Source organism: Afipia sp. Root123D2, assembly GCF_001425835.1.
GTDB lineage: Bacteria > Pseudomonadota > Alphaproteobacteria > Rhizobiales > Xanthobacteraceae > Afipia.
The window spans coordinates 286,494-312,763 of record NZ_LMDP01000003.1; the positions used below are offsets into that span (position 1 = coordinate 286,494).

A 26,270-nucleotide genomic window follows, 5' to 3' on the forward strand; every position below is an offset into this window, starting at 1 on the left:
ATCGAAAGCAGATGCCGCGCCCGATCAGGTGCGGCTCGGTGCCGCCACCGCACTGGTGCGCGGTTCGGAGGGCCGGCCGGCGGTCTGGCGGCCGTTGCCGATCATCTGCCTGAGCGAGGCGACATTGGCCGCCGCCTCATCGGGCGACACATTCGCCGTCACCAGTGCTTCGGCTTCGGCCATACGGCCTTGCAGGCCGATTGCCAGAGCGAGGTTCTGACGGACACGAACATCGCTGCCGCCTCGTGCGTAGGCCCGGCGCAGCGTCGCCTCGGCCTTCCGCAGCTCCTTCGACAGCACGTAGGACATGCCGAGGTTGGAAAGGACCGATGGTTCGTCGGGAACGATCTTGAGCGCGCTCGAATAATAGCGGCGCGCCTCGCCATGCTTGCCCATTTGATCGAGGGTCGTGCCCTGCACCGACAGGATGCGCCAGTCCGGATTGGCCGGCGTGTGGGCGCGCGACAGAATATCGAACGCCTGCTTGAAACTTCCATTCTCGGCGAGTGCGCGGCCGTAAGCCGCCAGCAACTGCTTGTTTCCCGGATTGGCGATGCTCGCCTGTTCGAGAACCGCAACCGCCTGCTCACGCCGTCCATCGGCGCGCAGCGCCTGGCCATAGCGCAGACCGGCTTCGGCATTGCGTGGATTGGCGCGGTAGCGTTCGCCGAGCGCCTCGATGGCACCATGGGCATCGCTGAGGCCCGGCGAGGACGCCGCCCGCGTACCGAGCGAGCCGGTAACGTCCGGCGAGCGCGCCGTCTGGCAGCCGCCAAGGCCGGTCGCCAGCAGTGCTGCGACGGCGGCGGACCCGAACCAGCGGGCAAAACAGGACGAATGACGCATGGAACGTTCGCTCGCGAAGGCCGTGGATGGGATCTCCGGGTCATTTGAGGAGTAAAGTGTTAACCTTAATGAGCGGTTAACCCCGGCCCGAGCAGATGACAGCCGACCTGCTATAGTCGCCATCACCCGCCTCGATTCCACACAGCTCCAGCCTGCCCGAGACCCCATGCATTCCGCTTTCACGCCCTCGTCCGCCACCGCCATCCCCGTCACCTTCGCCACCAAATCCACATGGGACGCCGTCAGCGCGACGCTGCCCGACAGCGCCCGGCAATTCGCCAAGGCCAATGCGTTCACCGCCAAGCCCGGCCAGTATCTGACCCTGCCGGCGGCCGACGGCAGCCTCGGGCATGTGCTGTTCGGCCTCGAAGCCGATGCCGGCGCGTATCACGACCGGTTCCGGCCCGGCCAGTTGCCGAACCTGCTGCCGCCCGGCACCTACCGCTTCGCCAACGCACCGCATGACACGCCGCTGGCGGCACTGGCTTTCGCACTCGGCAGCTACCGTTTTGACCGCTACCGCAAGAACGACAAACCGGAAGCGCGCCTCGCGGCACCGGACGGTGTCGATATCGACGATATCTCGCGCATGGCCGAAGCTGCGGCGCTGGCGCGCGATCTGATCAACACGCCGTCGAACGACATGGGGCCGGACGAACTCGCGCAGGCCGCACAGAACCTCGCGGCCCGTTTCGGCGCGAGCTACCGCTGCATCGTCGGTGACGATCTCGTGCGCGAGAACTTTCCGCTGATCCACGCCGTGGGCATGGCCTCGACCCGCGCGCCGCGGCTGATCGACTTCACGTGGGGCGATACGTCTCATCCGAAAATCACGCTGGTCGGCAAGGGCGTCTGCTTCGATACCGGCGGTCTCGATCTCAAGCCGTCGAGCGGCATGCTGATCATGAAGAAGGACATGGGCGGCGCCGCCAACGTACTCGCGCTGGCGCAGATGATCATGGACGCGAAGCTGAAGGTCCGGTTGCGCGTATTGATCCCGGCGATGGAGAATGCGGTCGCCGGAAACGCTTTCCGGCCGCTCGACATCTTCAAGTCGCGCAAGGGCATCACCGTGGAGATCGGCAACACCGATGCCGAAGGACGGCTGGTACTGGCGGACGCGCTGACGCTCGCCGACGAGGACAAACCCGATCTGCTGATCGATCTCGGCACCCTGACCGGCGCGGCGCGCGTCGCGCTCGGCCCGGACTTGCCGCCGTTCTACACCCGCGACGACACCCTCGCCGCCGATGTCGCCCGCCACGCGCAGGCGCAGAACGATCCGCTGTGGCGGCTGCCGCTGTGGGCGCCCTACGACACGTGGCTCGATTCCAAGGTTGCGACCATCAACAACGCGCCGTCCGGCGGATTCGCGGGCTCGATCACCTGCGCGCTGTTCCTGCAACGCTTCGTCGAACCCACCACCAACTGGCTGCATGTCGATATTTACGGCTGGACCCCATCTGCCAAGCCTGCGCGCCCCGAGGGCGGCGAATGTCAGGCCGCGCGCGCGATCTACAAGTTGCTGAGCGAACGCTATGGCTGATCCGCGCCTGACCCCGGCCCGGCCCGATCTCGCCGCGAAGCATCTTGAAGGCAAGGTCGAGGCGACACGCTTCGTCGACGGCACGGAGTTCGAAGTTATCGACGCCATCGCGCCGGTGCGGCGTGCGCCGTCTCACGATGCCGCGCTCGATACTGAAGCGCTCAAGGGCGAGCGCGTCATGATCTACGATCGCAACGGCGAAGGCTGGGCGTGGGGACAGCTGCAATCCGACGGCTATGTCGGCTGGCTTCCGGACTCCGCGCTGGTCGCTCCGCGCAGCCACCCCACCCACAAAGTCGTCGCGTTACGCACCTTTGCCTTCCCCGGACCCTCGATCAAACTGCCGCCCGCTGAAAGCCTTCCGCTCGGCGCGCGCGTCGAGATCGTCAGGCAGGACGGCACTTTCGCGATCACGAACCAGAATCATTTTCTCCCGCTTCAGCACATCGCCGCGCTCGACGTTCGCGACAGCGACTTCGTTGCGGTTGCGGAACGTTTCGTCGGCACGCCCTATCTGTGGGGCGGCAAGAGCGGCCTCGGCATCGATTGTTCGGGTCTCGTTCAGGTCGCGCTGGCTGCGGCGGGCATTTCGGCGCCGCGCGACAGCGACATGCAGGAGGCCGCGCTGGGAACGGCAATTCCGCCCGCGCAGTGGGACAGGCTGGAACGCGGCGACCTGATCTTCTGGAAAGGCCATGTCGCAATCGCGCGCGACGGCGACACCATCGTCCACGCCAATGCCCACCATATGGCCACGGCCATCGAGCCGACCGCCGGCGCGATCGCGCGGATCAAGGCCGCAGGCAGCGCCGTGAGCAGCGTGAAGCGGTTGGTGTCGTCATAAGCCAATCGTCATGCCCCGGGCTCGTCCCGGGCATCTACGTCTGAACGAGACTCATGAAAGGCGTGGATGGCCGGAACAAGTCCGGCCATGACGGTCGAAGGACCAGACAAATAGAGCTGGCGCCTTCACCCCTCCGGCACCACCGAGGGCGCGGCCGCCTCGATGTTGAAAGCGGCGGCGAACAACGCCTTGGTGTAATCGGTCTTCGGGTGGGCGAACAATTCCGACGCCGGTCCCTTTTCGACGACCTTGCCGTGACGCATCACGATCAGGTGGCTCGCCAGCGAGGCGACGACGCGCAGATCGTGCGAGATGAACATGTAAGTGAGGTCGCGTTTGCGTTGCAGGGCGCGCAGCAAATCCACCATCTGCGCCTGCAGCAGCATGTCGAGCGCGCTGGTCGGCTCATCCAGCACGACGAAGCTCGGCTCCAGCACCACCGCGCGGGCGATGCTGATGCGCTGGCGCTGACCGCCGGAAAATTCGTGCGGATAGCGGAAGCGGGTTTCCGGATCGAGCCCGACATCCTTGAGCGCGGCTACTACACGCGCGTCGCGCTCGCTGCGCGACAACTGCGGCTGGTGCACGCTCAGGCCCTCGGCGATGATGTCGCCCACTGCCATGCGCGGCGAGAGCGCGCCGAACGGATCCTGAAACACGATCTGCATGTCGCGGCGGAACGGCTGCATCTCCTTGAAGCGCAGGCCCTGAATATCCTTGCCGAGGAAAACGATCGGCCCGTCCGATGAAATCAGCCGCAGCAGCGCCAGACCGAGAGTGGTTTTTCCCGACCCCGACTCGCCGACAACGCCCAGCGTCTCGCCCCTGCGGACGGCGACGCTGACGCCATCGACCGCCTTGATGTGTCCCACCGTCCGGCGCAGCAATCCGCGCTTGATCGGAAACCAGATCTTCAGATCGTCCGACGACATCACCACCGGCTCATCGGGACGGGGCGGCGCGGGATCGGGCTTCGGCTCGGCTGCCAGCAATGCCTTGGTGTAAGGATGCTCCGGCGCCTGAAACACGTGCTCGACCGGGCCGTGCTCGACGATCTTGCCGTTGTTCATGACGCAGACACGATCGGCGATGCGCCGCACGATGCCGAGATCGTGGGTGATGAACAGCATGCTCATGCCGAGCCGCGACCGGATATCGGACAACAGCTTCAGGATCTGCGCTTGCACCGTGACGTCCAGCGCCGTGGTCGGCTCGTCGGCGATCAGCAAATCAGGCTCGTTGGCGAGCGCCATCGCGATCATGACGCGCTGGCGCTGCCCCCCGGACAATTGATGCGGATAGCTGGCGAGCCGGGTCTCAGGCTCGGGAATACCGACCTGCGTCAGCAGTTCCAGCGTTCGCTCCCGCGCCGCCTTGCCGCGCATCCCGCTATGCAGCAGCAGCGCCTCGCCAATCTGCGCCTCGATGGTGTGCAGCGGATTGAGCGACGTCATCGGCTCCTGGAAAATGATCGAGACGTCGTTGCCGCGCACCTCGCGGATGTCGCGTTCGGACAGACCGAGCAGTTCGCGCCCCTTGAAGCGGATGCTGCCGGACGGATGGCTCGCCGTCGGATAGGGCAGCAGCTTCAGCACCGACAGCGCGCTGACGGATTTTCCCGAACCGGACTCGCCGACCAGCGCAACGCATTCGCCGCGATTGATCGAGAACGAAATCTTGTCCACCGCAATGGACACCTTGCCGCCGCTGCGGAACGCGACCGACAGATCGCGGACGTCAAGGAGAGGTTGGCTGATCGCGTCCATCGCCCTCACCCGAACGTCTTGCGCGGGTCGAACGCATCGCGCACGGCCTCGCCGATGAAAATCAGAAGCGACAGCATGATCGCCACCGAGAAGAATCCGGACAGGCCGAGCCATGGCGCCTGAATGTTGGCCTTGGCCTGCGACAGCATTTCGCCGAGCGACGGCGAGCCCGGCGGCAGACCGAAGCCGAGAAAATCGAGCGCGGTCAGTGTCATCACCGACGACGACACGATGAACGGCAGGAAGGTCATGGTCGCAACCATCGCATTGGGCAGCAGATGGCGAATCATGATTTTCGGATTCGAGACGCCGAGCGCGCGGGCGGCGGTGATGTATTCGAAATTGCGGCCGCGCAGGAATTCCGCGCGCACCAGCCCGACCAGCGACACCCACGAGAACAGCAGCAGAATGCCGAGCAGAACAAAGAAGCCCGGCACCAGCACCGAAGACAGAATCAGCAACAGGTACAGCGACGGTATCGCTGTCCACACTTCAATAAAGCGTTGGAAACCAAGATCGACCCAGCCGCCGAAATAGCCCTGGATGCCGCCGGCCGCGATGCCGATCACCGATGAGACGATGGTCAGCGCAAGACCGAACAGCACGGAAATGCGGAAGCCATAGATCAGCCGCGCGACGACGTCGCGTCCCTGATCGTCGGTGCCGAGCCAGTTGTATTCGAGATCGCTGCAGCTTTTCAGCCCCTTCTTCTCAACCACGGACTGACATTCCTTTTCCGTCAGCATCCATGTCGGCTTCGAGGGCGCGGGCGTCGGCAGGTCGAGGTTGTGCGTGTCGTAGGAATAGCGGATCAGCGGCCAGATCACGGTGCCGCCCTTGTCCGCGATCAGCTTCTGCAGATACGGATCGCGGTAGTCGGCCGCAGTCTCAAAATCGCCGCCGAACGTCGTCTCCGAATAGGTCACAAACGCCGGGAAATACAGCTTGCCGTCATACTTGATGAGGAACGGCCGATCGTTCGCGATCAGTTCAGCGAATAGCGAGACGATGAACAGGACCATGAAAATCCAGAACGACCAGTAGCCGCGCCGGTTCGATTTGAAATTCTGCCAGCGCCGCTGGTTGAGCGGCGACGGGCTGAAGCGATGCGGCGCCGGCGGCACGGCTTCGCCGAGCGGCGACAGCGCGGTCGTCTCAACGGGCTGAGGCTCGGTCGTTGTCATGCCTCGCGCGCCTCGAAATCGATACGCGGATCGACCCACATATAGGCGAGATCCGATATCAGGTTCACCACAAGACCGACCAGCGAGAAGATGAACAGCGTTCCGAACACCACCGGGTAGTCGCGGTTCAACACACTCTCAAAGCCGAGCAGACCGAGTCCGTCGAGCGAGAAAATGGTTTCGATCAGGAGCGAGCCCGAGAAGAACGCGTGAATGAATGCACTGGGGAAACCCGCAATCACGATCAGCATGGCGTTGCGGAAAATGTGGCCATACAGCACCTGCGTCTCGGTGCAGCCCTTGGCGCGCGCCGTCATCACATACTGTTTGCGAATTTCATCAAGGAAGGAATTCTTGGTCAGCAAGGTCATCGTCGCGAAGGCGCCGAGCGCCATCGAAATCAGCGGCAAGGTCAGGTGCCAGAAATAATCGATGATCTTCCAGTACCACGGGAATTGCGACCAGCCATCCGAGGTCAGCCCGCGCAACGGGAACAGGTCGTAGAACGATCCGCCGGCGAACAGGATGATCAGCAGGATCGCGAACAGGAAGCCGGGAATCGCGAAGCCGATGATAATGATGCCCGAGGTCCAGATATCGAACCGCGAGCCGTCGCGGATCGCCTTGCGGATGCCGAGCGGGATCGAAATCAGATAGGTCAGCAGCGTCATCCAGATGCCGAGCGACATCGACACCGGCAACTTTTCCTTGATGAGCTGGATCACGCTGACATCGCGGAAATAGCTCTTGCCGAAATCGAACCGCGCGAAATTCCACACCATCAGCGCGAAGCGTTCCGGCGCGGGCTTGTCGAAGCCGAACTGTTTTTCAAGGCTCTTGATGAAATCCGGATCGAGACCCTGCGCACCACGATATTTCGAATTCATCGCGTCCGCCGACGCCCCGACCTGGCGTTGCGCGCCCATGTCGCCGCCGGACGAACCGGAAATCCGCGAACTGGCGCCGGTATCCGCGCCGGAAAGCTGCGCGATCACCCGCTCGACCGGACCGCCCGGCGCAAACTGTACCACGACAAATGAAATGAACAGGATTCCGAGCAGCGTCGGAATCATCAGCAGCACGCGACGTGCGATATATGCGCCCATCTACTTGGCCTGTCCGGGGTTCGACGCCTTCAACGGGTCGGCCCACCACAGATCCGGCACGCCGACGCCGGAATACTTCGGAAGCTTCGGTGGATGGCTGAAAACATCCCAGTAAGCGATCGGGTGAGTGTCGCGATACCACTGCGGCACCCAATAGCGCCCGGCGCGAAACACCCGGTCGAAGGCATGGCAGGCGATGCGCAATTCGTCGCGATGATTGGCTGCGATGATCCGCTCGATCAGCGCATCGAGCACCGGATCGGCAATGCCCGCGAGATTCTGCGACCCCTTGATGGCGGCGGCCTGCGAAGAGAAGAAGGTGCGCAGCCCGTCGCCCGGCGTCGACGACATGGTGAAGCGTTCGATGGCGATATCGAAATCGAAATCATCGATGCGCGCACGATACTGCACCGGATCGACGATGCGCAGATTGGCGCCGATGCCGAGCGTGGCGAGATTCTTGATGTAAGGCGCATGATGCGGCTGGAACGACGGCTCGTAGTTCAGGAACTCAATCCTGAATTCCTTGCCGTTCGGCAGAAACCGCTTGCCGTCCTTGATCGGGCAACCCGCTTCGCGCAAAAGCTCAGCGGCCTTGCGCAACAGCTTGCGATCCTGACCGGTACCGTCGGACACCGGCGGCACAAACGGCTCGCCGAACACTTCATCGGGCACCTTGCCGCGGAACGGCTCGAGCAGTTTCAGTTCCTCGGGCGACGGCTTGCCGACGGCCATCAGGTCGGAGTTCTGGAACGGCGACACCGTGCGCGCATAGGCGCCGTACATGATGGTCTTGTTGGTCCACTGGAAGTCGAACGCCTGGATCAACGCTTCGCGTACGCGCACATCCTTGAACTGGTCGCGACGCATGTTGAGGAACCAGCCCTGCGCGCCGGACGGCAATTCATCGGGCAGCATCTCGCGCTTGACCCGGCCGTCCTTCACCGCCGGAAAATCGTAGCGCGTCGCCCAGACCCGCGCCGTGAATTCCTCGCGATACAGATAATTGCGTCCGGTAAAGCCCTCGAAAGCCACATCGCGATCGCGATAGAATTCATAGCGCACGGTATCAAAGTTGTAAGAGCCGCGGCTGACCGGCAGATCCTTGCCCCACCAGTCCTTGACGCGATCGTATTCGATATAGCGGCCGGCTTCGAACTTTCCGACCTTGTACGGCCCCGACCCGAGCGGAATATCGAGCGTCGATTCGTCGAAGGCGCGCTTGCTGTAATAATCCCTGGAAAAGACCGGCAAGCCCGCAACGTAAAGCGGCACATCGCGGCCGCGCTTCTCGACGAACGTCACCACCACGGTGGCGTCATCCGGCGCCTCGGCCTTGATGACATCGCGCATCTGCTGGCGGACGATCGGGTGACCTTTTTCCTTGAGCACGTTCAGCGAGAAGGCGACGTCCTGCGCGGTCAGCTTGCTGCCGTCATGGAAACGCGCTTCAGGCCGCATCCGGAATCGATAGGTCAGACCGTCGGGAGAAATCGTCACCGCCTGTGCGGCAAGGCCGTACATCGCATCCGGCTCGTCGCCGGCACGCGCCATCAGCGTCGTGAAGGTCTGCTCCACACCCACCGCACCGTCACCCTTCAGGATGAAGGCGTTCAGCGAATTGAAGGTCTGGAACGACTGGTTGAGCATGCGCGACGACGGAATCGTCGAGAATAGTCCGCCCTTGGGCGCTTCAATGTTTACATAGTCAAAGCGCTGGAAACCTGCGGAATATTTCAGGTCGCCGAACGCCGACATGCCATGGGATTCGTTTTGGGATTCGCCGCCCGCCGCAATTGCGGGAACGGCGCGCGCCCAGCCTGCGGCTGCGGCGGCACTTCCGATGACCAGAACGTGGCGACGTGTCAGTGCGGTCAAGAACGTTTTCCGATCTTGTCGGCTTTCGCCTTGTCGAACCACCAGATGTCCGGAAAGGCCGACATGCCGTATTTCGGCATCTCGTCGGGATGGCCGAAGCGATCCCAGCGTGCCGTGCGAATCTTGCCATAGGTCCACTGCGGCACGACGAAGTGATGCCACAGCAGCACACGATCGAGCGCCTTGGTGGCGGCGACGAGATCGTCGCGGTCCTTGGTGAAAATCACGCGTTCGATCAGCTTGTCGATCGCCGGATCGGCGATGCCGACGACGTTTCGCGAGCCGGCCTTGGCGGCCGCCTGCGATCCCCAGAATTCGCGCTGCTCGTTGCCCGGCGACAGCGACTCCGGCCACGAACTCACGACCACATCGAAATCCCAGCTTCGCAGCCGGTTCTCGTACTGCGCGGCATCGACGGTGCGGATGCCGACCGTGATGCCGAGCCGCTCCAGAGACGGCTTGAAGAACAGCAGCACCCGCTCGAAGCTCGGATCCTGCGTCAGCATTTCGATCTCGAACGGCGCGCCGTCCTTGCCGACCAGTTTGCGGTCCTTGACCTGGTAGCCGGCCTCCTTGAGCAGCTTCATCGCCTCGCGCAGGTTGCCGCGGACGTTCTCCGGGCTGCCGCCGACAGGATTCTTGTACTCGGTGGTGAACACCTCCGCCGGCACCTGACCGCGCACCGTCTCGAGAATTTCAAGCTCGCGCCCGGACGGCAGTCCGCGCGAGGCAAGTTCGGTGCCTTCGAAATAGCTGGCAATGCGCGTGTACTGGCCGAAGAAGATCTGCTTGTTCATTTCCTCGAAATCGAACGCGTAGTTCAGGGCGTGGCGCACGCGCGCATCCTTGAACTTGTCGCGGCGGATGTTCATCGCGAACGCCTGCATGATGCCCGAGGAGCGGTTCGGAAATTCTTCCAGCACCACGCGCTTGTCGGTCACCGCCGGGAAATCGTACGCCGTCGCCCAGTTCTTGGCGCTGTTCTCGGTGCGCCAGTCGACCTGATCGCCCTTGAAGGCTTCGAGCGCCACCGTCGAATCGCGGAAATACTCGAAACGCAGTTCGTCGAAATTGTTGCGCCCGACATTGACGTTGATGTCGCGGCCCCAATAGTCCTTGACGCGTTCCAGCACGATCGAACGGCCCGGCACGAAGCTCTTGATCCTGTAGGCACCGCTGGTGAGCGGCGGCTCCAGCGTCGTCGCGCTGACATCGCGTTTCTCACCGTTGGCAGCCGTCCCTTGCCACCAGTGCTTCGGCAGCACGATCAACTGGCCGACGATCTGCGGCAGTTCGCGATTGCCCGGCGCATCGAACGTGAACTTGATGTCGCGCTCGCCGTTCTTTTCCGCCTTCACGACATGGCGGTAATAGGCCGAATAGAACGGATGATAGGTCTTGAGCGCATCGAGCGAAAAGATCACGTCGTCTGCGGTCACCGGTTTGCCGTCGTGCCATTTGGCTTCGGCGCGCAGCCGGTAGGTGACCCACGAATAGTCTTCCGGATAGCTGATCGCCTCGGCCAGCAGGCCGTATTGGGTCGAGACCTCGTCGAGCGAGGAGACTGTCAGCGATTCGAAAATATCTCCGATCGCGCCAAGCGAACCTTTGACGCCGGACACCACCGGATTGAAATTGTCGAAGGTGCCGACCGCGATCCGGCGCACCGCGCCGCCTTTCGGCGCATCCGGATTGACGTAATCGAACCGCTTGAAATTCGCCGGATACTTGACGTCGCCGAACAGCGACAGGCTGTGGGTCCATGCGGCCTCGGGTGCTGCGGCCTGCGCATGGGCTGCGGTGCTCAACGGCAGGTCCGCGGCTGTCTTCAAAAGCGGAAATGCGGCGACGAACGCGCCGCTCTGAAGAAGGTGCCGTCGGGAAATGTTCAAACCTGAGTTCCTGCTGCTGTTTCAAAATCCGGAGAATGGAACGCCGAAGCACGGTCTGGAGGGATTATGTCGGTTTTTGGATATGATACCAGCCCGGCGGATGCCGCGTTTGCGGCCAAACGCCCTGTTGTTTCAATAACAACCGCCAACGCAAAACGGCCAGGCGAACCTGGCCGTTTTCGAATTAAATTCCAGTAACCGGAGCGGGAAAACGTGCCGCGCCCACTTATTGAGCGGCAGGCAGCGGCTGCGGATGCTCCGACAGGCTGCGCAGATAGGCGATCACGTCGGCGCGCTCGCTGTCCTTGCTGATGCCGGCAAAGCCCATCGCGGTGCCGGGGACGAAGCCCTTCGGCGACTTGAGGAACGCGTCGAGATCCTCGTAGGTCCACTTGCCGGTCTTGGCCTTCATGGCCGCCGAGAAGTTGAAACCGCGGCCTTCGCCGCGCGGCTCTCCGACCACATCATAGAGATTCGGACCGACCTTGTTCGGCCCGCCCTTTTCGAAGGTGTGGCAGGCTGCGCACTTCTTGGCAGCGGAAGCGCCCTTGTCGACCGAGGCGGTCTGCAGCAGCTTGCCGATCGGCACGACCTCGGCGGCCTTGGCCGCTTCGCCGCCGGTGGCGGTTTCCTTGACCGCGATCTCAAAGCCCGGCTTGTCGAGCTTGGCCGGTGCAAAAATCGCGTTGGCGGTGAAATTGGTGATGAGAAGAACCAGGCATGTGCCGAGCACGGCGCCCATGATTTTATTGAGTTCGAAGGAGTCCATTTTCTTCGCCCAGGCTCCGGCCGGAATGTCGCATTTCAGGCCCGCGGAAAGGCCGAAAACGCAATGAAGGATCACGCGTGCGCTGCCACATGGTCAGCGGTTGGGAGATAACGGTTTGCCCGCCTTCTGGCAACCCGTATAAACGCGCGACTCCTTGAAAACACCCCGGAAAACACCCTGCATTTCCTCCCTCTTTTTGCTATGCGAGCCCTCGATCGCCATGTCCGAGAAGTCCCGATTGATCCTGATTCCCGCCCGCATGGCGGCGACGCGGCTACCCGGAAAGCCCTTGCTGGACATCGCCGGCCTGCCGATGATCGTCCATGTCCTGCGCCGGGCGGAAGCAGCGCGAATCGGCCGGGTGGTGGTGGCGACCGACGCTCCCGAAATCGCCGCCGCGGTGACCGCCCATGGCGGTCAATCGGTGATGACCCGGGCCGATCACCCCTCGGGATCGGACCGGATTTTCGAGGCGCTGACCCAGATCGATCCCGAAGGGCACGTCGATACCGTTATCAACGTGCAGGGCGATCTGCCCACTCTCGAACCGGGCGACCTGCAGGCGGCGCTCTCGCCGCTGGAGGATTCCGCAGTCGACATCGCCACCCTCGCCGCCGTCATCCGCAAGGATGAGGAGCATGCCAATCCCAACGTGGTGAAGGTCGTCGGCACCGGGATCGGCCCGGCCCGGTTGCGCGCCCTCTATTTCACCCGCGCCACCGCCCCGTACGGCGACGGACCGCGCTACCATCATATCGGGCTGTACGCCTATCGCCGCGCGGCGCTTGAGCGCTTCATCGCCCTGCCGCCGTCGCCGCTGGAGCAGCGCGAGAAGCTCGAACAATTGCGCGCGCTGGAAGCGGGAATGCGGATCGACGTCGCCATTGTTGACTCGGTGCCGCTCGGGGTCGATACGCCCCATGACCTCGAAACCGCGCGCCAGACGTTGGCGGGACATACACAGCCATGAGCAGAGTGAGCCAGACAATGAAGATCGCCTTCCAGGGAGAACCCGGCGCGAACTCCCACATCGCCATTGTCGAAGCTTTTCCGGACGCCGAGCCCAAGCCCTGCGCGACCTTCGAGGACGCGCTGTCCGCGATCTCGTCGGGCGAGGCCGATCTCGGCATGATCCCGATCGAGAATTCGGTCGCCGGCCGTGTCGCCGACATCCATCATCTATTGCCGCAATCGGGACTGTTCATTGTTGGCGAATGGTTTCTGCCGATCCGACATCAATTGATGGCGCCGCGCGGTGCAACACTCGACGGCATCAAGACTGTCGAGAGCCACGTTCACGCGCTCGGCCAGTGCCGCCGCATCATCCGCAAGCTCGGCATCAAGGGGATCGTCGCCGCCGACACCGCGGGCTCCGCGCGTATCGTGGCCGAGCGTGGCGACAAGACCTGCGCCGCGATCGCCTCGCGTCTCGCGGCCGACATCTACGGACTCGATATCCTTGCCGAAGACGTCGAGGACGAAACCCACAACACCACGCGCTTCGTGGTGCTGGCCCGCGAGCCGAAATGGGCCGACAAGGGCTCCGGCCCGCTGGTGACCAGCTTCGTCTTCCGGGTGCGCAACCTGCCCGCCGCGCTTTACAAGGCGATGGGCGGATTCGCCACCAACGGCGTCAACATGACCAAGCTCGAAAGCTACATGGTTGAAGGCAACTTCTTCGCGACGCAGTTTTTCGCCGATGTCGACGGTCATCCCGAAGACCAGAACCTCACTTACGCGCTGGAGGAACTGAAGTTCTTCTCGAAAGAACTGCGCATCGTCGGCGTCTATCCGGCGCATCCCTTCCGCGTCGCGTTCACCGAGAAGAACGGGCGCTGAGGTTTTCTCTGTTGCTCACTGTGTCTTCCTTGTTCTCGATGTCGTCACCGGGCTTGTCTCGATGATCCCGCTGAGGCGGGCATAGTGCGTCCCTAAGCGAGATGGCCGGGACAAGCCCGGCCATGACATCCTTTCAAGCCGCTTTCCTGTCAAACCGCTTTCTTGCCGGCGACTCCGAACGCATCCGCCAGCAAATCATAAGACCGCTTACGGGCATCGTGATCGTAGACCGCAGTGATCACCATCACCTCGTCGGCCTCGCTCGCCGAAATCAGCGGCGATATCTTCTGCATCACCGTCGCCGGGCTGCCGACGAACAGCCGTGAGCGGTTGCGCGCGATATGCGCGCGCTCCGCCTCGCTGTAAGGGTACGCCAGCGCGTCCTCGACGCTCGGCAGCGGGGAATATTGCCCGCGATCGCGCAGCAGACGGTTGAGATCGGCCGACGACGCCAGCCTCTCCGCCTCCTCGTCCGTCTCGGCCATGATAACCGCAATCGCGAGGATGCCGTGCGGCTTGTCGCGCCAGCGCGACGGCTTGAAATGCTTCCGGTACCAGGTCAGCGCTTCGACTGCGTCATGCGAGGCGAAGTGATGCGCGAACGCAAACCCCATGCCGACCTCCGCCGACAACTGCGCGCTGTAGTCGCTCGAACCGAGCAGCCAGATCGGCGGCAGCGGCGCGTCGTTCGGCATCGCCAGCACGCTGTTGTAGGGATGATTGTCAGGAAACTCGCGGGTCTCCCACAAGGTCAGTTCGTGCAGCCGCTCGAGGAAATCGTCACCCTCGCGGCCGTCGAGCCGGCGACGCAGCGCGTGCGACGTGACGTGATCGGTGCCCGGCGCGCGGCCGAGCCCGAGATCGATACGGCCGGGAAACAGCGCCTCCAGCATCTTGTAGCGTTCGGCCACCATCAGCGGCGCGTGGTTCGGCAGCATCACGCCGCCGGAGCCGACATGGATGCGCTCGGTGACCGCCGCGATCTGGCCGATCATGATATCGGGCGACGGGCTCGCCACCGATGGCAGGCTGTGATGCTCGGCAAGCCAGTAGCGGGTGTAGCCGAGGCGATCGACATGGCGCGCGAGATCGATGCTGTTGCGCAGCGATTGCGAAGGGGGCGTGCCGGTGGTGACGACCGAAAGGTCGAGGACTGAAAGAGGAAGCATGGCGCCAAGCTATAGCGTTTTCGAGCAAAGTGGAGACCGGTTTGCGTCAAGAAAACGCGTCCACGGTAAAACCGAGCGCGCGGATTCGCGGAATACAAAGCCGGCCATGCATGACCTCCACCGGGGGGGGCCAGCTTCGGAAGAATGGGCTGAAATATCACCCTTTCCATCACTCGCGCTTTTCCCATCAGCCTGGGAATTTAAATAATACAACAATTTCAATATATTAATGTCGGCTCTGCGAAAAATTCATCTGCCCACTCGCCGTAAGCAAAAGGATATTTTAGCTTCTGAATAACGAGAGTGGGCAATTTCCCATAGCAATCTCGTGGATCGTGGGCTGTTGAAAGGGCCGCGCTTCCCCTATTTTACGTCGCCAAGGGTGCCGCCCGCCGACCCGCCATCGGGAACGGCTGTCAGGCACCGATCCCCTTCCGGATTGTCCGTGTGGAGTTTGCAAGCGTCATGAGTGAGACCTCGGCCCAGGCCCGCACCGGATCGCGGGCGTCAAGACTCCCCGCCATCTCGTTCGAGTTCTTCCCGCCGAAGACGGAAGAAATGGAGCGCAGCCTGTGGGAGGTGATCAACCGCCTCGCGCCGCTGTCGCCGAATTTCGTCTCCGTCACCTACGGCGCAGGCGGCTCGACCCGCGAGCGGACCCACTCCACCATCACCCGCATCCTCGGCGAAACGTCGCTGACCCCGGCCGCCCATCTCACCTGCGTTGATGCGACGCGTGCGTCGGTCGACGAGGTGGTCGATCGCTATCACGAGGTCGGCGTGCGCCATATCGTGGCGCTGCGCGGCGACCCGTCGAGCGGGATCGGCGCCACCTATGCCGCCCACCCCGAGGGCTACCAGAGTTCGGCCGATCTCGTTGCCGCGATCAGGCGCCGTCATCCCGACATCGAAGTCACCGTGTCGGCCTATCCCGAGAAACATCCGGAAAGCCGCGACTTCGACGCCGACATCGACGGGCTGAAGGCCAAGGTCGATGCCGGGGCGACCCGCGCCATCACCCAGTTCTTCTTCGATAACGATCTCTATTTCCGCTACCTCGACCGCGTGCGCGCGGCGGGCATCACCATTCCGATCGTGCCGGGCATCCTGCCGGTGCAGAACTTCAAGCAGGCGCGCAGCTTCGCCCAGCGCGCGGGCGCGAGCCTGCCCGACTGGCTGGCGGCGAAGTTCGACGGCCTCGATGACGACGCCGAGACCCGCAAGCTGGTTGCCGCGACCGTGGCCGCCGGTCAGGTCCAGAAACTCGCCAAGCACGGCGTCGAGAATTTCCATTTCTACACGATGAACCGCGCGGATCTCGTATTCGCGATCAGCCACCTGCTCGGCCTTCGCCCGAACGGTGCGCGGAAAGCCGCGTGACGTTCATTGCCCTCATGGCCGGGCTCGTCCCGGCCATCCACGCCTTTGATAGATGCAAGACAAGACGTGGATGCCCGGCACAAGGCCGGGCATGACGTTGAGAGGTTAGGTGACGTTGTGACGAACAAAGCGAATCCCATCGCCGAAAAATTCCGCGCGCTCGCACGCGACAAGATTCTCGTGCTCGACGGCGCGATGGGCACCATGATCCAGGCCCTCGAATACGACGAGGCGGCGTTCCGTGGCGAACGCTTCAAGGATTTCAATCGCGACCTGCGCGGCAACAATGACCTGTTGATCCTCACCCAGCCGCAAGCGATTGAGGACATCCATCACGCCTACCTGAAGGCGGGCGCCGACATCGTCGCCACCAACACCTTCTCGTCGACCTCGATCGCGCAGGCCGATTACGACCTGTCGAACCTTGCCTATGAACTGAATCTCGAAGGCGCGAAGCTGGCGCGCAACGCCGCCGTGCGCGCCGAGGCCGAAGACGGCAAGCCGCGTTTCGTCGCAGGCGCCCTCGGCCCGACCAACCGCACCGCGTCGATCTCGCCGGACGTCGCCAATCCCGGCTACCGCGCCGTGACCTTCGACGATCTGCGCCTCGCCTACAGCGAGCAGATCAACGGCCTGCTCGACGGCGGAGCTGACCTGCTGCTGGTCGAAACCATTTTCGACACATTGAACGCCAAGGCCGCGCTCTACGCCATCGCCGAAATCGGCGAGGCGCGCGGCATCGATGTGCCGGTGATGATCTCCGGCACCATCACCGACAAATCCGGACGCCTGTTGTCCGGCCAGTTGCCGGAGGCGTTCTGGAATTCGGTCCAGCACGCCACGCCGTTGACCATCGGCTTCAACTGCGCGCTCGGCGCCGAAGACCTGCGCGCGCATATCGCCGATATCGGCCGCGTCGCCGATGCGCTGGTCTGCGCCTATCCCAACGCCGGCCTGCCGAACGAATTCGGCCAGTACGACGAAAGCCCGGAATACATGGCGCGCCTGATCGGCGAGTTCGCGCAAGCCGGCCTCGTCAATGTGGTCGGCGGCTGCTGCGGCACCACGCCGGATCATATCGGAGCCATCGCCGCCGCCGTCGCGCCGCACAAGCCGCGCATCGTGCCGGAGATCGAACCACGGCTGCGGCTGTCGGGCCTCGAACCGTTCGAACTGACGCCGGCGATCCCGTTCGTGAACGTCGGTGAGCGCACCAACGTCACCGGCTCGGCGCGCTTCCGCAAGCTGATCAAGAATTCGGACTACGCCGCCGCGCTGCAAGTGGCGCGCGACCAGGTCGAGAACGGCGCGCAGGTCATCGACGTCAACATGGACGAAGGCCTGCTGGATTCGAAACAGGCGATGATCGACTTCCTGAATCTGATCGCCTCCGAGCCGGATATCGCCAAGGTGCCGATCATGATCGACTCGTCGAAGTTCGACGTGATCGAGGCCGGCCTGAAATGCGTTCAGGGCAAGCCGATCGTCAACTCGATCTCGATGAAGGAAGGCGAAGAAAAATTTCTGCACGAAGCCACGATCGCGCGCCGCCATGGCGCCGCCGTGGTGGTGATGGCGTTCGACGAAGTCGGCCAGGCCGACACCTTCGAGCGCAAGACCGAAATCTGCAAGCGCGCCTACGACCTTCTGGTTAACCGGCTCAATTTCCCGCCGCAGGACATCATCTTCGATCCGAATATTTTCGCGATCGCCACCGGCCTCGAAGAACACAACAACTACGGCGTCGATTTCATCGAGGCGACCCGCTGGATCCGGCAGAACCTTCCGCACGCGCACATCTCCGGCGGCGTCTCTAACCTGTCGTTCTCGTTCCGCGGAAACGAGCCGGTGCGCGAGGCGATGCATTCAGTGTTCCTGTATCATGCCATCAAGGCCGGCATGGATATGGGCATCGTCAATGCCGGGCAGATGATCGTCTATGACGACATCGATCCCGAGCTGCGCGAAGTCTGCGAGGACGTCATCCTCAACCGCGACCCCGCCGCGCCGGAACGGCTGCTGGCGCTGGCGGAAAAGTTCCGTGGCCAGGAAAAGCAGACCAAGGAGCAGGATCTCGCCTGGCGCGAATGGCCGGTGGAGAAGCGGCTGAGCCATGCGCTGGTCAGCGGCATCACCGAATACATCGAAACCGACACCGAGGAGGCGCGTCAGGCACTCGACCGTCCGCTGTCGGTGATCGAAGGCCCGCTGATGGATGGCATGAACGTGGTCGGCGACTTGTTCGGCTCCGGCAAGATGTTCCTGCCGCAGGTGGTGAAGTCCGCGCGCGTGATGAAGCAGGCGGTCGCCTATCTGATGCCGTTCATGGAAGAGGAGAAGCGCCGCAACAAGGCCGCCGGCATCGCCGGCGACGGCCGCAACTCGGCCGGCAAGATCGTGATGGCGACGGTGAAGGGCGACGTCCACGACATCGGGAAGAATATTGTGGGCATCGTGCTCCAGTGCAACAATTTCGAGGTCATCGATCTCGGCGTCATGGTGCCCGCCGCCAGGATCATCGAGACCGCGAAGGCCGAAGGCGCCGACATCATCGGCCTGTCGGGCCTGATCACGCCGTCGCTGGATGAGATGGCATTCGTGGCCTCCGAACTCGAGCGGCAGGAGTTCGACATTCCGCTGATGATCGGCGGAGCCACCACCAGCCGCGTGCATACGGCGGTGAAGATCGATCCGCGCTACCGGCGCGGCCCCGTGGTGCATGTCAACGATGCCAGCCGTGCCGTCGGCGTCGCCTCCTCGCTGCTGTCCGCCGACAAGCGCGACGGCTTCGTCCGCGATCTGCGCACCGAATACACCAAGATCTCGGATGCGCACTTCAAGGCGCAGCAGAACAAGAAGCGCCAGACGCTTGCGGCAGCACGCGCCAACGGCCTGAAGATCGACTGGTCGAAGACAACGCCGAAGAAGCCGTCCTTCCTCGGCGTCAAGACGTTCAGCAATTATCCGCTGGCGGAACTGGCCGAGTACATCGACTGGACGCCGTTCTTTCAGGCGTGGGAACTGTCGGGACGTTTCCCCGCGATTCTCAAAGACCCGAAGGTCGGCGATGTCGCGCAGTCGCTCTATGACGACGCCCGCAAGATGCTCGACCGGATCATCGCCGAGAACTGGTTCACCGCCAACGCCACCGTCGGCTTCTGGCCGGCGAATGCGGCCGGCGACGATGTCGTGCTCTACAGCGACGAAGCCCGCAAAACTCCGGTCGCCACGCTGCACACGCTGCGCCAGCAACTCGAGAAGCGCGAAGGCCGCCATAACCTCGCGCTGTCGGACTTCATCGCGCCGCAGAGCAGTGGCGTGCCGGATTACATCGGTGCATTCGTGGTCACGGCCGGGATCGGCGAAGAAGCCATCACCATGCGCTTCAAGAATGCCAACGACGATTACTCCTCGATCATCGTGAAGGCGCTGGCGGACCGGCTGGCCGAGGCCTTCGCCGAACGGATGCACGAGCGCGTCCGCAAGGAGCTGTGGGGCTACGCGCCGGACGAAAACATCTGCGCCGAAGACCTGATCCTAGAAAAATATCAAGGCATCCGCCCGGCGCCGGGTTATCCGGCCCAGCCCGACCACACCGAGAAGACCACGATCTTCCGGCTGCTCGATGCCGAGCGCAATGCCGGCGTGACGCTGACCGAGAGTCTGGCGATGTGGCCGGGCTCCTCGGTATCAGGCATTTATTACAGCCATCCGCAGAGCGAATATTTCGGCGTCGGCAAGGTCGAGCGCGACCAGATGGAAGACTACGCCGCGCGCAAGGGCGTGGCGCTTGCCGAAGTCGAACGCTGGCTGGCGCCGGTGCTGAACTACATTCCGTCAGCGAACTCGAATCCGCCCCCGGCGGCAGCGCCCGCGAACGAGGACGTGTCGTCGCATCCTGTGGGATGCAGCTGCGCCTTCCATCTGCAGTATCGCAAGAAAGCGGCGCAGGCGGGCTCGTAAAGACCACGCATCCAGAATAGAAGCGGTGGCCGGAGGGTTTGTCCAGCCGCCGCTTCAAATGTGCCGATGGATTGCCGGGTCAAGCCCGGCAATGACTGATCTCGTTTTGCGCCAGATGCGCGCGCCCTATCCGAGGAAGCTGATGCGGCCGGTGGACAGGTCGTGCATCGCACCCGCGATACGCAGCTGTCCGGCGGCGACGAGATCTTTCAGGACCTTGCTTCTCGACGTCAGCGCCGCGACGGTCAGCTTCACATTGGTCTCCGCGACGGCCTGGACAAAATTCGCATTCTTCGACGATCGTTCGCCGGTCGCTTTGGTTGCCGTCACGGCAGGCGTGATATTGGCGAGCGTCGCCGTGAGATTGCCGAGCTTGGCGCCATCGACGGCTCCCTTGATCGCGCCGCAATCGTTGTGACCGAGCACCACGATCGCCCGCGCACCGGACAGTTTGGCGGCGAATTCCAGACTACCGATGATGTCGGTGTTGACGAAATTCCCGGCCACGCGCGCACAGAAAATATCGCCGATCCGCTGGTCGAACACCAGCTCGGGCGGCACCCGGGAATCGATGCAGCCGACGATGGCCGCGAACGGCGCCTGCGATTTTGACGTTTCCCGCACTTGCGCCGTCAGATCGCAATTGATGGTTTTGCCGCTGGTGAAACGATCGTTGCCAGCCTTGAGGCGCGCAATCGCGGCGTCCGGAGTGATGGCGCGCTGGCTGTCGCGGGTCAGAACCGCGCAGGCGGCGTCGGCGGCGTGCACACGTGATGCCGCGAAAGACGAGACGAGGGCGAGCGAGGCGCAACTGCAGAATGCGCGGCGGCTGTACATGGGCGGTGCTCCTGCCGGTAATCAATGATGCGACGGCCGTGCCGCGCGGAATTGCAATCGCCGCAGGTTGGCACTGAATGTGTAAAAAAGCGACAACCGCAAACGTGTGACATTCCCGTCAGGGACGCCGGGAAATTACCCCTCGCCCGGATCGCTCGCCAGCAATCCCTTCACCGCCTGCGTCCAGCCGGTAAGTTTGCGCGTGCGTGTTGCCTGGCTCATGTTCGGCTTGAAGCGCCGCTCCAGCCGCCAGCTATCGGCAAAGCGCGCGGGCTCCGGATAAATGCCGGCACCGAGACCGGCGAGATAGGCGGCGCCGAGCGCGGTGGTTTCCTGAATCATCGGACGATCGACCGGCGCGTCGAGCAGATCGGCGAGGCGCTGCATCGTCCAGTCCGATGCGGTCATGCCGCCGTCGACCCGCAGCACGATGTTGGCCGCCTGCGCGCCGGGCCAGTCGGCGCGCATCGCCGCCCACAGATCACAGGTCTGGTAACACACGCTCTCCAGCGCGGCGTGCGCCAGCTCCGCCGGGCCGGTGTTGCGCGTCAGACCGAACAACGCACCGCGCACGCGCGGATTCCAGTACGGCGCGCCGAGCCCGACGAACGCCGGCACCAGATAGACCGACTGCATCGAATCGGATTGATCCGCCAGCGGCCCGGTTTCGCTGGCATGTTTGATGACGCCGAGGCCGTCGCGCAGCCACTGCACCGCCGAACCCGCGACGAAGATCGAGCCTTCGAGCGCGTAGGTGCGCCGGCCGCCCAGTTGGTAGGCGACTGTCGTCAGCAGCTTGTTCTTGGAGGCCACCGCTGTCGTGCCGGTGTTGAGCAGCGCGAAGCAGCCGGTGCCGTAGGTCGACTTGATCATGCCGGGCGTGAAGCAGGCCTGCCCGATGGTCGCGGCCTGCTGGTCGCCGGCGATGCCGCGAATGGCGATAACGCCGCCGAACAGTTCGGGCAGGCTTTCACCGAATTCAGCGGAGGAGTCCTTGACCTCCGGCAGCATCGAGCGCGGCACCCGCAGCAGCTTCAACAGATCGTCGTCCCACTCGCCGGTGTGGATGTTGAACAGCAGCGTGCGCGAGGCGTTGGTGGCGTCGGTCGCATGAACCTTGCCGCCGGTCAGCCGCCACAGCAGATAGCTGTCCACCGTGCCGAACATCAATTCGCCGCGCTCGGCGCGCACCCGCGCGCCCGGAACCGAATCGAGAATCCACGCGATCTTGGTGCCGGAGAAATACGGATCGATGATCAGGCCGGTCCGTTCACTGATCAGCGGCTCATGACCGGCGGCCTTGAGCTTCGCGCAGATGTCGGCGGTGCGGCGATCCTGCCAGACAATCGCGCGGCCCACCGCCTGCCCGGTGGCGCGATCCCACACCACGGTGGTCTCGCGCTGGTTGGTGATGCCGATGGCGGCGATATCGGACGCCTTGACGCTGGCCTGACGCATCGCCTCGCGGCAGGTCGCCACCGTCGACGACCAGATATCTTCCGGCTCATGCTCGACCCAGCCCGACGCCGGAAAATGCTGCTGGAATTCCTGCTGCGCCTGCGCGGCGATGGAAATATCGGCGCGAAACACGATAGCCCGGGACGACGTGGTGCCCTGATCGATCGCAAGAATGTAAGACGCCATGACGATTCCCCGAATGACTTTCGTTTTGATTGTTAAACGCAAACAAACCGATTGTTCCGGCAAAGGTCAAGGGAAGCCGTGTTGCGACACTCTCCTCATGCCCGGCCTTGTGCCGGGCATGAGGGTCTAGCTGAGTGATGAGAACTTCACACTGACGCGGTGGTCACGCCGCCGTCGATCACGATGGTCTGGCCGGTCATGAAAGTCGAGGCATCGGAGGCGAGATAGGCGACGGCACCGGCGATCTCGTGCGGCTCGCCGATCCGGCGCAGCGGCGTGGTCGCGGTGCGGCGCTTGAGGTTGTCTTCATCTTCCCACAGCGCGCGGGCGAAATCGGTTTTCACGAGACCCGGCGCGATGCAGTTGACCCGCACGTTCTTCGGGCCCCATTCGCCGGCGAGGCTGCGCGCCAGCGCGAAGTCCGCCGCCTTGGAGATGCCGTAAGCGCCGATCACGGTCGAGCCGCGCAGGCCGCCGATGCTCGAAATGATGACGACCGAACCGCCGCCACGCTCGACCATCTTCGGCACGGCGAGGCCGCACAGCCAGATGTTGCTCTTGACGTTCGAGCCCATGATCTTGTCGAACGCTTCATCGGTGATATCGAGCAGCGGGCCGTAATAGGGATTCACCGCCGCGTTGCAGACCAGCACATCGAGCTGGCCGTAGTGCTTGATCGTGCCGCTGACCAGCGCCTCGACTTCCTCGCGGCGGCTGATGTTGCAGGGGATGACATGCGCGTCGCCTCCCGCCTTCCTGATGCCTTCAGCAACAGCTTCGCAGGCATCCGCCTTGCGGCTGGAGATCACCACCTTGGCGCCGAGGCTGGCAAGCAGTTCGGCCGAGGCGCGGCCGATGCCGCGGCTCGATCCGGTGACGATGGCGACCTTGCCGGTCAGATCGAAGGGTGTGTTCTTCACAGCGCATATCTCCCGTTGTGTTCTTGATTGTCGAACGGCCGAAAAAGAAAAAGCGATCCGGCTTTTTTGCTGTTATGCCGGATCGCTTCGTCGTCTTTCCTTGGACTATTCTTGAACTATTGAAGTCTCAGATCAGGCCGCCCTGCTCGCTGACCCGGCGCAGATGATAATCCGTGTCGCCGAAGGTGTTTTCGATCATGGTGAGCCGCTTGAAATAGTGGCCGATCTTGGCTTCCATCGTCATGCCGATGCCGCCGTGAAGCTGGATCGACTGCTGGCCGACGAACTTCGACGACTTGCCGACTTGCACCTTCGCGGCCGCAACCGTTTTGGAGCGCTCGCTGTCCGCCAAATTGGCGGCCATTGCGGCAAGCATCGCCATGCTGCGGGCCTGTTCGAGAAACACGAACATGTCCGCGGCGCGATGCTGCAATGTCTGGAAGGTGCCGATCGCGACGCCGAACTGCTTGCGGGTCTTCAGGTATTCCACAGTGGTCTTGAGCGATTCATCCATCGCGCCGACAGCTTCGGCGCACATCGCGATCCGCGCTTCATCCACCACGCGCTCGATCAGCGGCAGTGCGTTCTCGGGATCGCCGATCGCCGCGTCCGCGCCGACCTCGACGCCGGAGAAGGTGATGTCCGCGGCTTGCTGGCTGTCCTGCGTCGGATAACCCTTGATGCTGACGCCCTTGGCATCGGCCGGCACCAGGAACGGGCCGATGCCGGTGTGATCGGTGCGGTTGCCCTTGGTGCGCGCGGTGACGATCAGCGTGTCGGCGGAAGCACCGTTCAGCACGACGAATTTCTCGCCGTCGATCACCCAACCATCGCCCTTCTTCTTCGCCGTGGTCGTGACGTCGGCGAGGTCGTAACGCGAATCCGTCTCGAGCTGCGCGAAGGCCAGCGTCTTGCTGCCGTCGATGATCGAGGGGATGTACTTTTCCTTCTGCGCCGCCGAGCCGCCGTGGCGCAGAAAGCCGCCGCCGAGCACGACGGTGGCGATGTAAGGCTCCAGCACCAGCGCGCGGCCGAGCGCTTCCATGACGATCATGGTCTCGACCGGACCGCCGCCAAACCCCCCGTCCTCCTCGGAGAACGGCAGGCCGAGCAGGCCCTGCTCGGCGAGCTTGCCCCAGATCGCCTTGCTCCAGCCACCCTTTTCCTGGGCGTATTTCTTGCGCTGCTCGAAATCATACGAGTCGGTGAGCAAGCCCTCGATGCTGTCTTTCAGCAGGCGCTGCTCTTCGGACAGATCAAAATCCATTTTTGTGTTCCTTGACTAAAAGATCAAAAGTCTGACGCGAGCCTCTTGTCATCGTCATGCCCGGGCAAAGCAGTCGCAGACTGCGTAAACTTGCCTGCGTCCCGGGCATCCACGTCTTTCGCTGATAACGAGACGTGGATGACCGGGACAGGCCCGGTCATGACCGATTGAAAAGACTGCTCTTACAACCCCAGCACCGCCTTGGTGATGATGTTGCGCTGAATCTCGTTCGAGCCACCGTAGATCGAGACCTTGCGAACATTGAAGTAGGCGGGCGCGATGTGGGTCGCCCAGCTTGCTTCCTCATTGCTCTTGTCGTCTTCCGGCGCGAACGGCAGCGCGAACGGTCCGGTGATCTCCAGCAACAGTTCAGAGATGGTCTGCTGGATTTCCGAGCCCTTGATCTTGAGGATCGAGGACGCCGGATCCGGCTTGCCCTTGCCGTTCTTGCTTTCGTTGGCGACCACGCGCATCTGCGTCAGTTCGAGTGCCTTGAGCTCGATCTCGGTCGCCGCCAGCTTCTCGCGGAATCGGGAATCCTCAATCAGCGGCTTGCCGCCGGATTTGACCTTGGACGCCAGATCGCGGATGCGGCGGATGCGCTCCTTCGACATGCCGACGCGGGCGATATTGGTGCGCTCGTTGCCGAGCAGGAACTTGGCGTAGTCCCAGCCCTTGTTCTCTTCGCCGACGAGGTTTGCGACCGGAACCTCGACATCGTCGAAGAACACCTCGTTGACCTCGATGCCGCCATCGATGGTCTGGATCGGACGCACGGTGACGCCGCGCGACTTCATGTCGAACAGAATGAACGAAATGCCCGACTGCTTCTTCGCGTCGGGATCGGTGCGGCACAGGCAGAAGATCCAGTCGGCGTGTTGCGCCAGCGTGGTCCAGGTCTTCTGGCCGTTGATGATGTAGACGTCGCCCTTGCGCTTGGCCGTGGTCTTCAGCGACGCAAGATCGGAGCCGGAGCCGGGCTCGGAAAAGCCCTGGCACCACCAGTCGTCGAGATTGGCGATGCGCGGCAGATAGTATTTTTTCTGCTCTTCGTTGCCGAAGGTGTAGATCACCGGCCCGACCATGTTGACGCCGAACGGCAATGGCGACGGCGCGGGCGCCGACTGCAATTCTTCGAGGAAGATGTACTGCTGAACCGGCGACCAGCCGGTCCCGCCGTATTCCTTCGGCCAGTGCGGCACCGCCCAGCCCTTCTTGTTCAGGATTCGCTGCCAGTTGACGAGATCGTCCTTGCTGGTGTGACGGCCGGAAACCAGCTTCTCGCGAATGGCGGGCGGCACGTTCTCCTTGAAGAACGTCCGCACTTCGTCGCGAAACGCGATCTCTTCCTTGGTGAAATTGAGATCCATCGGATGCTCCTGTGATGTCTTTGCGTGCGTCGTCCCGGCTCGCGTGCGCA

General features: G+C 63.1%; 19 protein-coding genes. 6 read left to right on the top strand and 13 right to left on the bottom strand.

Annotated features, from left to right (window positions below; all coding sequences use genetic code 11):
• Window positions 1-24: 24 nt before the first annotated feature.
• Complete coding sequence (locus tag ASC80_RS16590) at window positions 25-846, bottom strand: tetratricopeptide repeat protein (protein ID WP_056299487.1); 822 nt, start codon at window positions 844-846, stop codon at window positions 25-27.
• 166 nt (window positions 847-1,012) lie between these two features.
• Between ASC80_RS16590 and ASC80_RS16595 the strand changes: the two genes are divergently transcribed.
• Window positions 1,013-2,392 (top strand): leucyl aminopeptidase family protein, encoded by a 1,380-nt coding sequence (locus ASC80_RS16595; protein ID WP_056299489.1) that lies wholly within the window; start codon window positions 1,013-1,015, stop codon window positions 2,390-2,392.
• Complete coding sequence (locus ASC80_RS16600; RefSeq protein ID WP_056299493.1) at window positions 2,385-3,236, top strand: C40 family peptidase; 852 nt, start codon at window positions 2,385-2,387, stop codon at window positions 3,234-3,236. The genes ASC80_RS16595 and ASC80_RS16600 overlap by 8 nt, the downstream gene beginning before the upstream one ends.
• A gap of 125 nt (window positions 3,237-3,361) precedes the next feature.
• Here ASC80_RS16600 and ASC80_RS16605 read toward each other — a convergent pair whose 3' ends face one another.
• The 6 genes from ASC80_RS16605 to ASC80_RS16630 all read right to left on the bottom strand — a co-directional run bounded on the left by ASC80_RS16605 (window position 3,362) and on the right by ASC80_RS16630 (window position 11,831).
• The gene (locus ASC80_RS16605; RefSeq protein ID WP_056299495.1) at window positions 3,362-5,002 is read right to left on the bottom strand and encodes an ABC transporter ATP-binding protein; all 1,641 of its coding nucleotides are present in this window, start codon (window positions 5,000-5,002) and stop codon (window positions 3,362-3,364) included.
• Between the two features lie 5 nt (window positions 5,003-5,007).
• The gene (locus ASC80_RS16610) at window positions 5,008-6,186 is read right to left on the bottom strand and encodes an ABC transporter permease (RefSeq protein WP_056299498.1); all 1,179 of its coding nucleotides are present in this window, start codon (window positions 6,184-6,186) and stop codon (window positions 5,008-5,010) included.
• A complete protein-coding gene (locus ASC80_RS16615) occupies window positions 6,183-7,292 on the bottom strand; it encodes a microcin C ABC transporter permease YejB (protein WP_056299500.1) in 1,110 nt (369 codons plus the stop codon). The genes ASC80_RS16610 and ASC80_RS16615 overlap by 4 nt, the downstream gene beginning before the upstream one ends.
• The gene (locus ASC80_RS16620) at window positions 7,293-9,170 is read right to left on the bottom strand and encodes an extracellular solute-binding protein (protein ID WP_056299503.1); all 1,878 of its coding nucleotides are present in this window, start codon (window positions 9,168-9,170) and stop codon (window positions 7,293-7,295) included.
• The gene (locus ASC80_RS16625; RefSeq protein WP_056299505.1) at window positions 9,167-11,062 is read right to left on the bottom strand and encodes an extracellular solute-binding protein; all 1,896 of its coding nucleotides are present in this window, start codon (window positions 11,060-11,062) and stop codon (window positions 9,167-9,169) included. The genes ASC80_RS16620 and ASC80_RS16625 overlap by 4 nt, the downstream gene beginning before the upstream one ends.
• Window positions 11,063-11,288: 226 nt before the next feature.
• Window positions 11,289-11,831: a c-type cytochrome gene (locus ASC80_RS16630; RefSeq protein WP_056300869.1), complete on the bottom strand. Its 543-nt coding sequence runs from the start codon at window positions 11,829-11,831 to the stop codon at window positions 11,289-11,291.
• 220 nt (window positions 11,832-12,051) lie between these two features.
• Between ASC80_RS16630 and ASC80_RS16635 the strand changes: the two genes are divergently transcribed.
• Window positions 12,052-12,801 (top strand): 3-deoxy-manno-octulosonate cytidylyltransferase, encoded by a 750-nt coding sequence (locus ASC80_RS16635; RefSeq protein WP_056299508.1) that lies wholly within the window; start codon window positions 12,052-12,054, stop codon window positions 12,799-12,801.
• A gap of 5 nt (window positions 12,802-12,806) precedes the next feature.
• Window positions 12,807-13,670 carry a prephenate dehydratase gene (locus ASC80_RS16640; RefSeq protein ID WP_056300872.1) on the top strand — a complete coding sequence of 288 codons (864 nt, stop codon included), beginning with the start codon at window positions 12,807-12,809 and terminating at the stop codon, window positions 13,668-13,670.
• Between the two features lie 149 nt (window positions 13,671-13,819).
• Here ASC80_RS16640 and ASC80_RS16645 read toward each other — a convergent pair whose 3' ends face one another.
• Window positions 13,820-14,839 carry an LLM class flavin-dependent oxidoreductase gene (locus ASC80_RS16645; protein WP_056299510.1) on the bottom strand — a complete coding sequence of 340 codons (1,020 nt, stop codon included), beginning with the start codon at window positions 14,837-14,839 and terminating at the stop codon, window positions 13,820-13,822.
• Between the two features lie 465 nt (window positions 14,840-15,304).
• On the opposite strand from ASC80_RS16645, the gene metF reads away from it, so the two are divergent.
• A complete protein-coding gene (metF, locus tag ASC80_RS16650) occupies window positions 15,305-16,219 on the top strand; it encodes a methylenetetrahydrofolate reductase [NAD(P)H] (protein ID WP_056299511.1) in 915 nt (304 codons plus the stop codon).
• A 117-nt stretch (window positions 16,220-16,336) separates the two neighbouring features.
• Window positions 16,337-20,182 carry a methionine synthase gene (gene metH, locus ASC80_RS16655; RefSeq protein ID WP_056299513.1) on the top strand — a complete coding sequence of 1,282 codons (3,846 nt, stop codon included), beginning with the start codon at window positions 16,337-16,339 and terminating at the stop codon, window positions 20,180-20,182.
• 126 nt (window positions 20,183-20,308) lie between these two features.
• Here the strand turns inward: metH and ASC80_RS16660 are convergent, their stop codons facing one another.
• The 5 genes from ASC80_RS16660 to pimC form a co-directional block, all read right to left on the bottom strand.
• Window positions 20,309-21,019, bottom strand: coding sequence for a carbonic anhydrase family protein (locus ASC80_RS16660; RefSeq protein ID WP_082512642.1), 711 nt, complete (start codon window positions 21,017-21,019; stop codon window positions 20,309-20,311).
• A 135-nt stretch (window positions 21,020-21,154) separates the two neighbouring features.
• Entirely contained in the window at window positions 21,155-22,663 is a 1,509-nt protein-coding gene (gene glpK / locus ASC80_RS16665) for a glycerol kinase GlpK (protein WP_056299515.1), read from the bottom strand.
• A gap of 146 nt (window positions 22,664-22,809) precedes the next feature.
• The gene (locus ASC80_RS16670) at window positions 22,810-23,583 is read right to left on the bottom strand and encodes an SDR family NAD(P)-dependent oxidoreductase (protein ID WP_056299517.1); all 774 of its coding nucleotides are present in this window, start codon (window positions 23,581-23,583) and stop codon (window positions 22,810-22,812) included.
• Window positions 23,584-23,710: 127 nt separating this feature from the next.
• A complete protein-coding gene (pimD, locus tag ASC80_RS16675; RefSeq protein WP_056299520.1) occupies window positions 23,711-24,850 on the bottom strand; it encodes a pimeloyl-CoA dehydrogenase small subunit in 1,140 nt (379 codons plus the stop codon).
• A gap of 182 nt (window positions 24,851-25,032) precedes the next feature.
• On the bottom strand, window positions 25,033-26,220 hold the full coding sequence (gene pimC / locus ASC80_RS16680) for a pimeloyl-CoA dehydrogenase large subunit (protein ID WP_056299523.1): 1,188 nt from the start codon (window positions 26,218-26,220) through the stop codon (window positions 25,033-25,035).
• Window positions 26,221-26,270 lie beyond the last annotated feature (50 nt).

What these genes read in the sequence shown, in the direction of transcription:
- ASC80_RS16590 (WP_056299487.1), bottom strand. Translation starts at nt 846, where the DNA reads ATGCGTCATTCGTCCTGTTTTGCCCGCTGGTTCGGGTCCGCCGCCGTC.
- ASC80_RS16595 (WP_056299489.1), top strand. Translation starts at nt 1,013, where the DNA reads ATGCATTCCGCTTTCACGCCCTCGTCCGCCACCGCCATCCCCGTCACC.
- ASC80_RS16600 (WP_056299493.1), top strand. Translation starts at nt 2,385, where the DNA reads ATGGCTGATCCGCGCCTGACCCCGGCCCGGCCCGATCTCGCCGCGAAG.
- ASC80_RS16605 (WP_056299495.1), bottom strand. Translation starts at nt 5,002, where the DNA reads ATGGACGCGATCAGCCAACCTCTCCTTGACGTCCGCGATCTGTCGGTC.
- ASC80_RS16610 (WP_056299498.1), bottom strand. Translation starts at nt 6,186, where the DNA reads ATGACAACGACCGAGCCTCAGCCCGTTGAGACGACCGCGCTGTCGCCG.
- ASC80_RS16615 (WP_056299500.1), bottom strand. Translation starts at nt 7,292, where the DNA reads ATGGGCGCATATATCGCACGTCGCGTGCTGCTGATGATTCCGACGCTG.
- ASC80_RS16630 (WP_056300869.1), bottom strand. Translation starts at nt 11,831, where the DNA reads ATGGACTCCTTCGAACTCAATAAAATCATGGGCGCCGTGCTCGGCACA.
- ASC80_RS16635 (WP_056299508.1), top strand. Translation starts at nt 12,052, where the DNA reads ATGTCCGAGAAGTCCCGATTGATCCTGATTCCCGCCCGCATGGCGGCG.
- ASC80_RS16645 (WP_056299510.1), bottom strand. Translation starts at nt 14,839, where the DNA reads ATGCTTCCTCTTTCAGTCCTCGACCTTTCGGTCGTCACCACCGGCACG.
- metF (WP_056299511.1), top strand. Translation starts at nt 15,305, where the DNA reads ATGAGTGAGACCTCGGCCCAGGCCCGCACCGGATCGCGGGCGTCAAGA.
- ASC80_RS16660 (WP_082512642.1), bottom strand. Translation starts at nt 21,019, where the DNA reads ATGTACAGCCGCCGCGCATTCTGCAGTTGCGCCTCGCTCGCCCTCGTC.
- glpK (WP_056299515.1), bottom strand. Translation starts at nt 22,663, where the DNA reads ATGGCGTCTTACATTCTTGCGATCGATCAGGGCACCACGTCGTCCCGG.
- pimD (WP_056299520.1), bottom strand. Translation starts at nt 24,850, where the DNA reads ATGGATTTTGATCTGTCCGAAGAGCAGCGCCTGCTGAAAGACAGCATC.
- pimC (WP_056299523.1), bottom strand. Translation starts at nt 26,220, where the DNA reads ATGGATCTCAATTTCACCAAGGAAGAGATCGCGTTTCGCGACGAAGTG.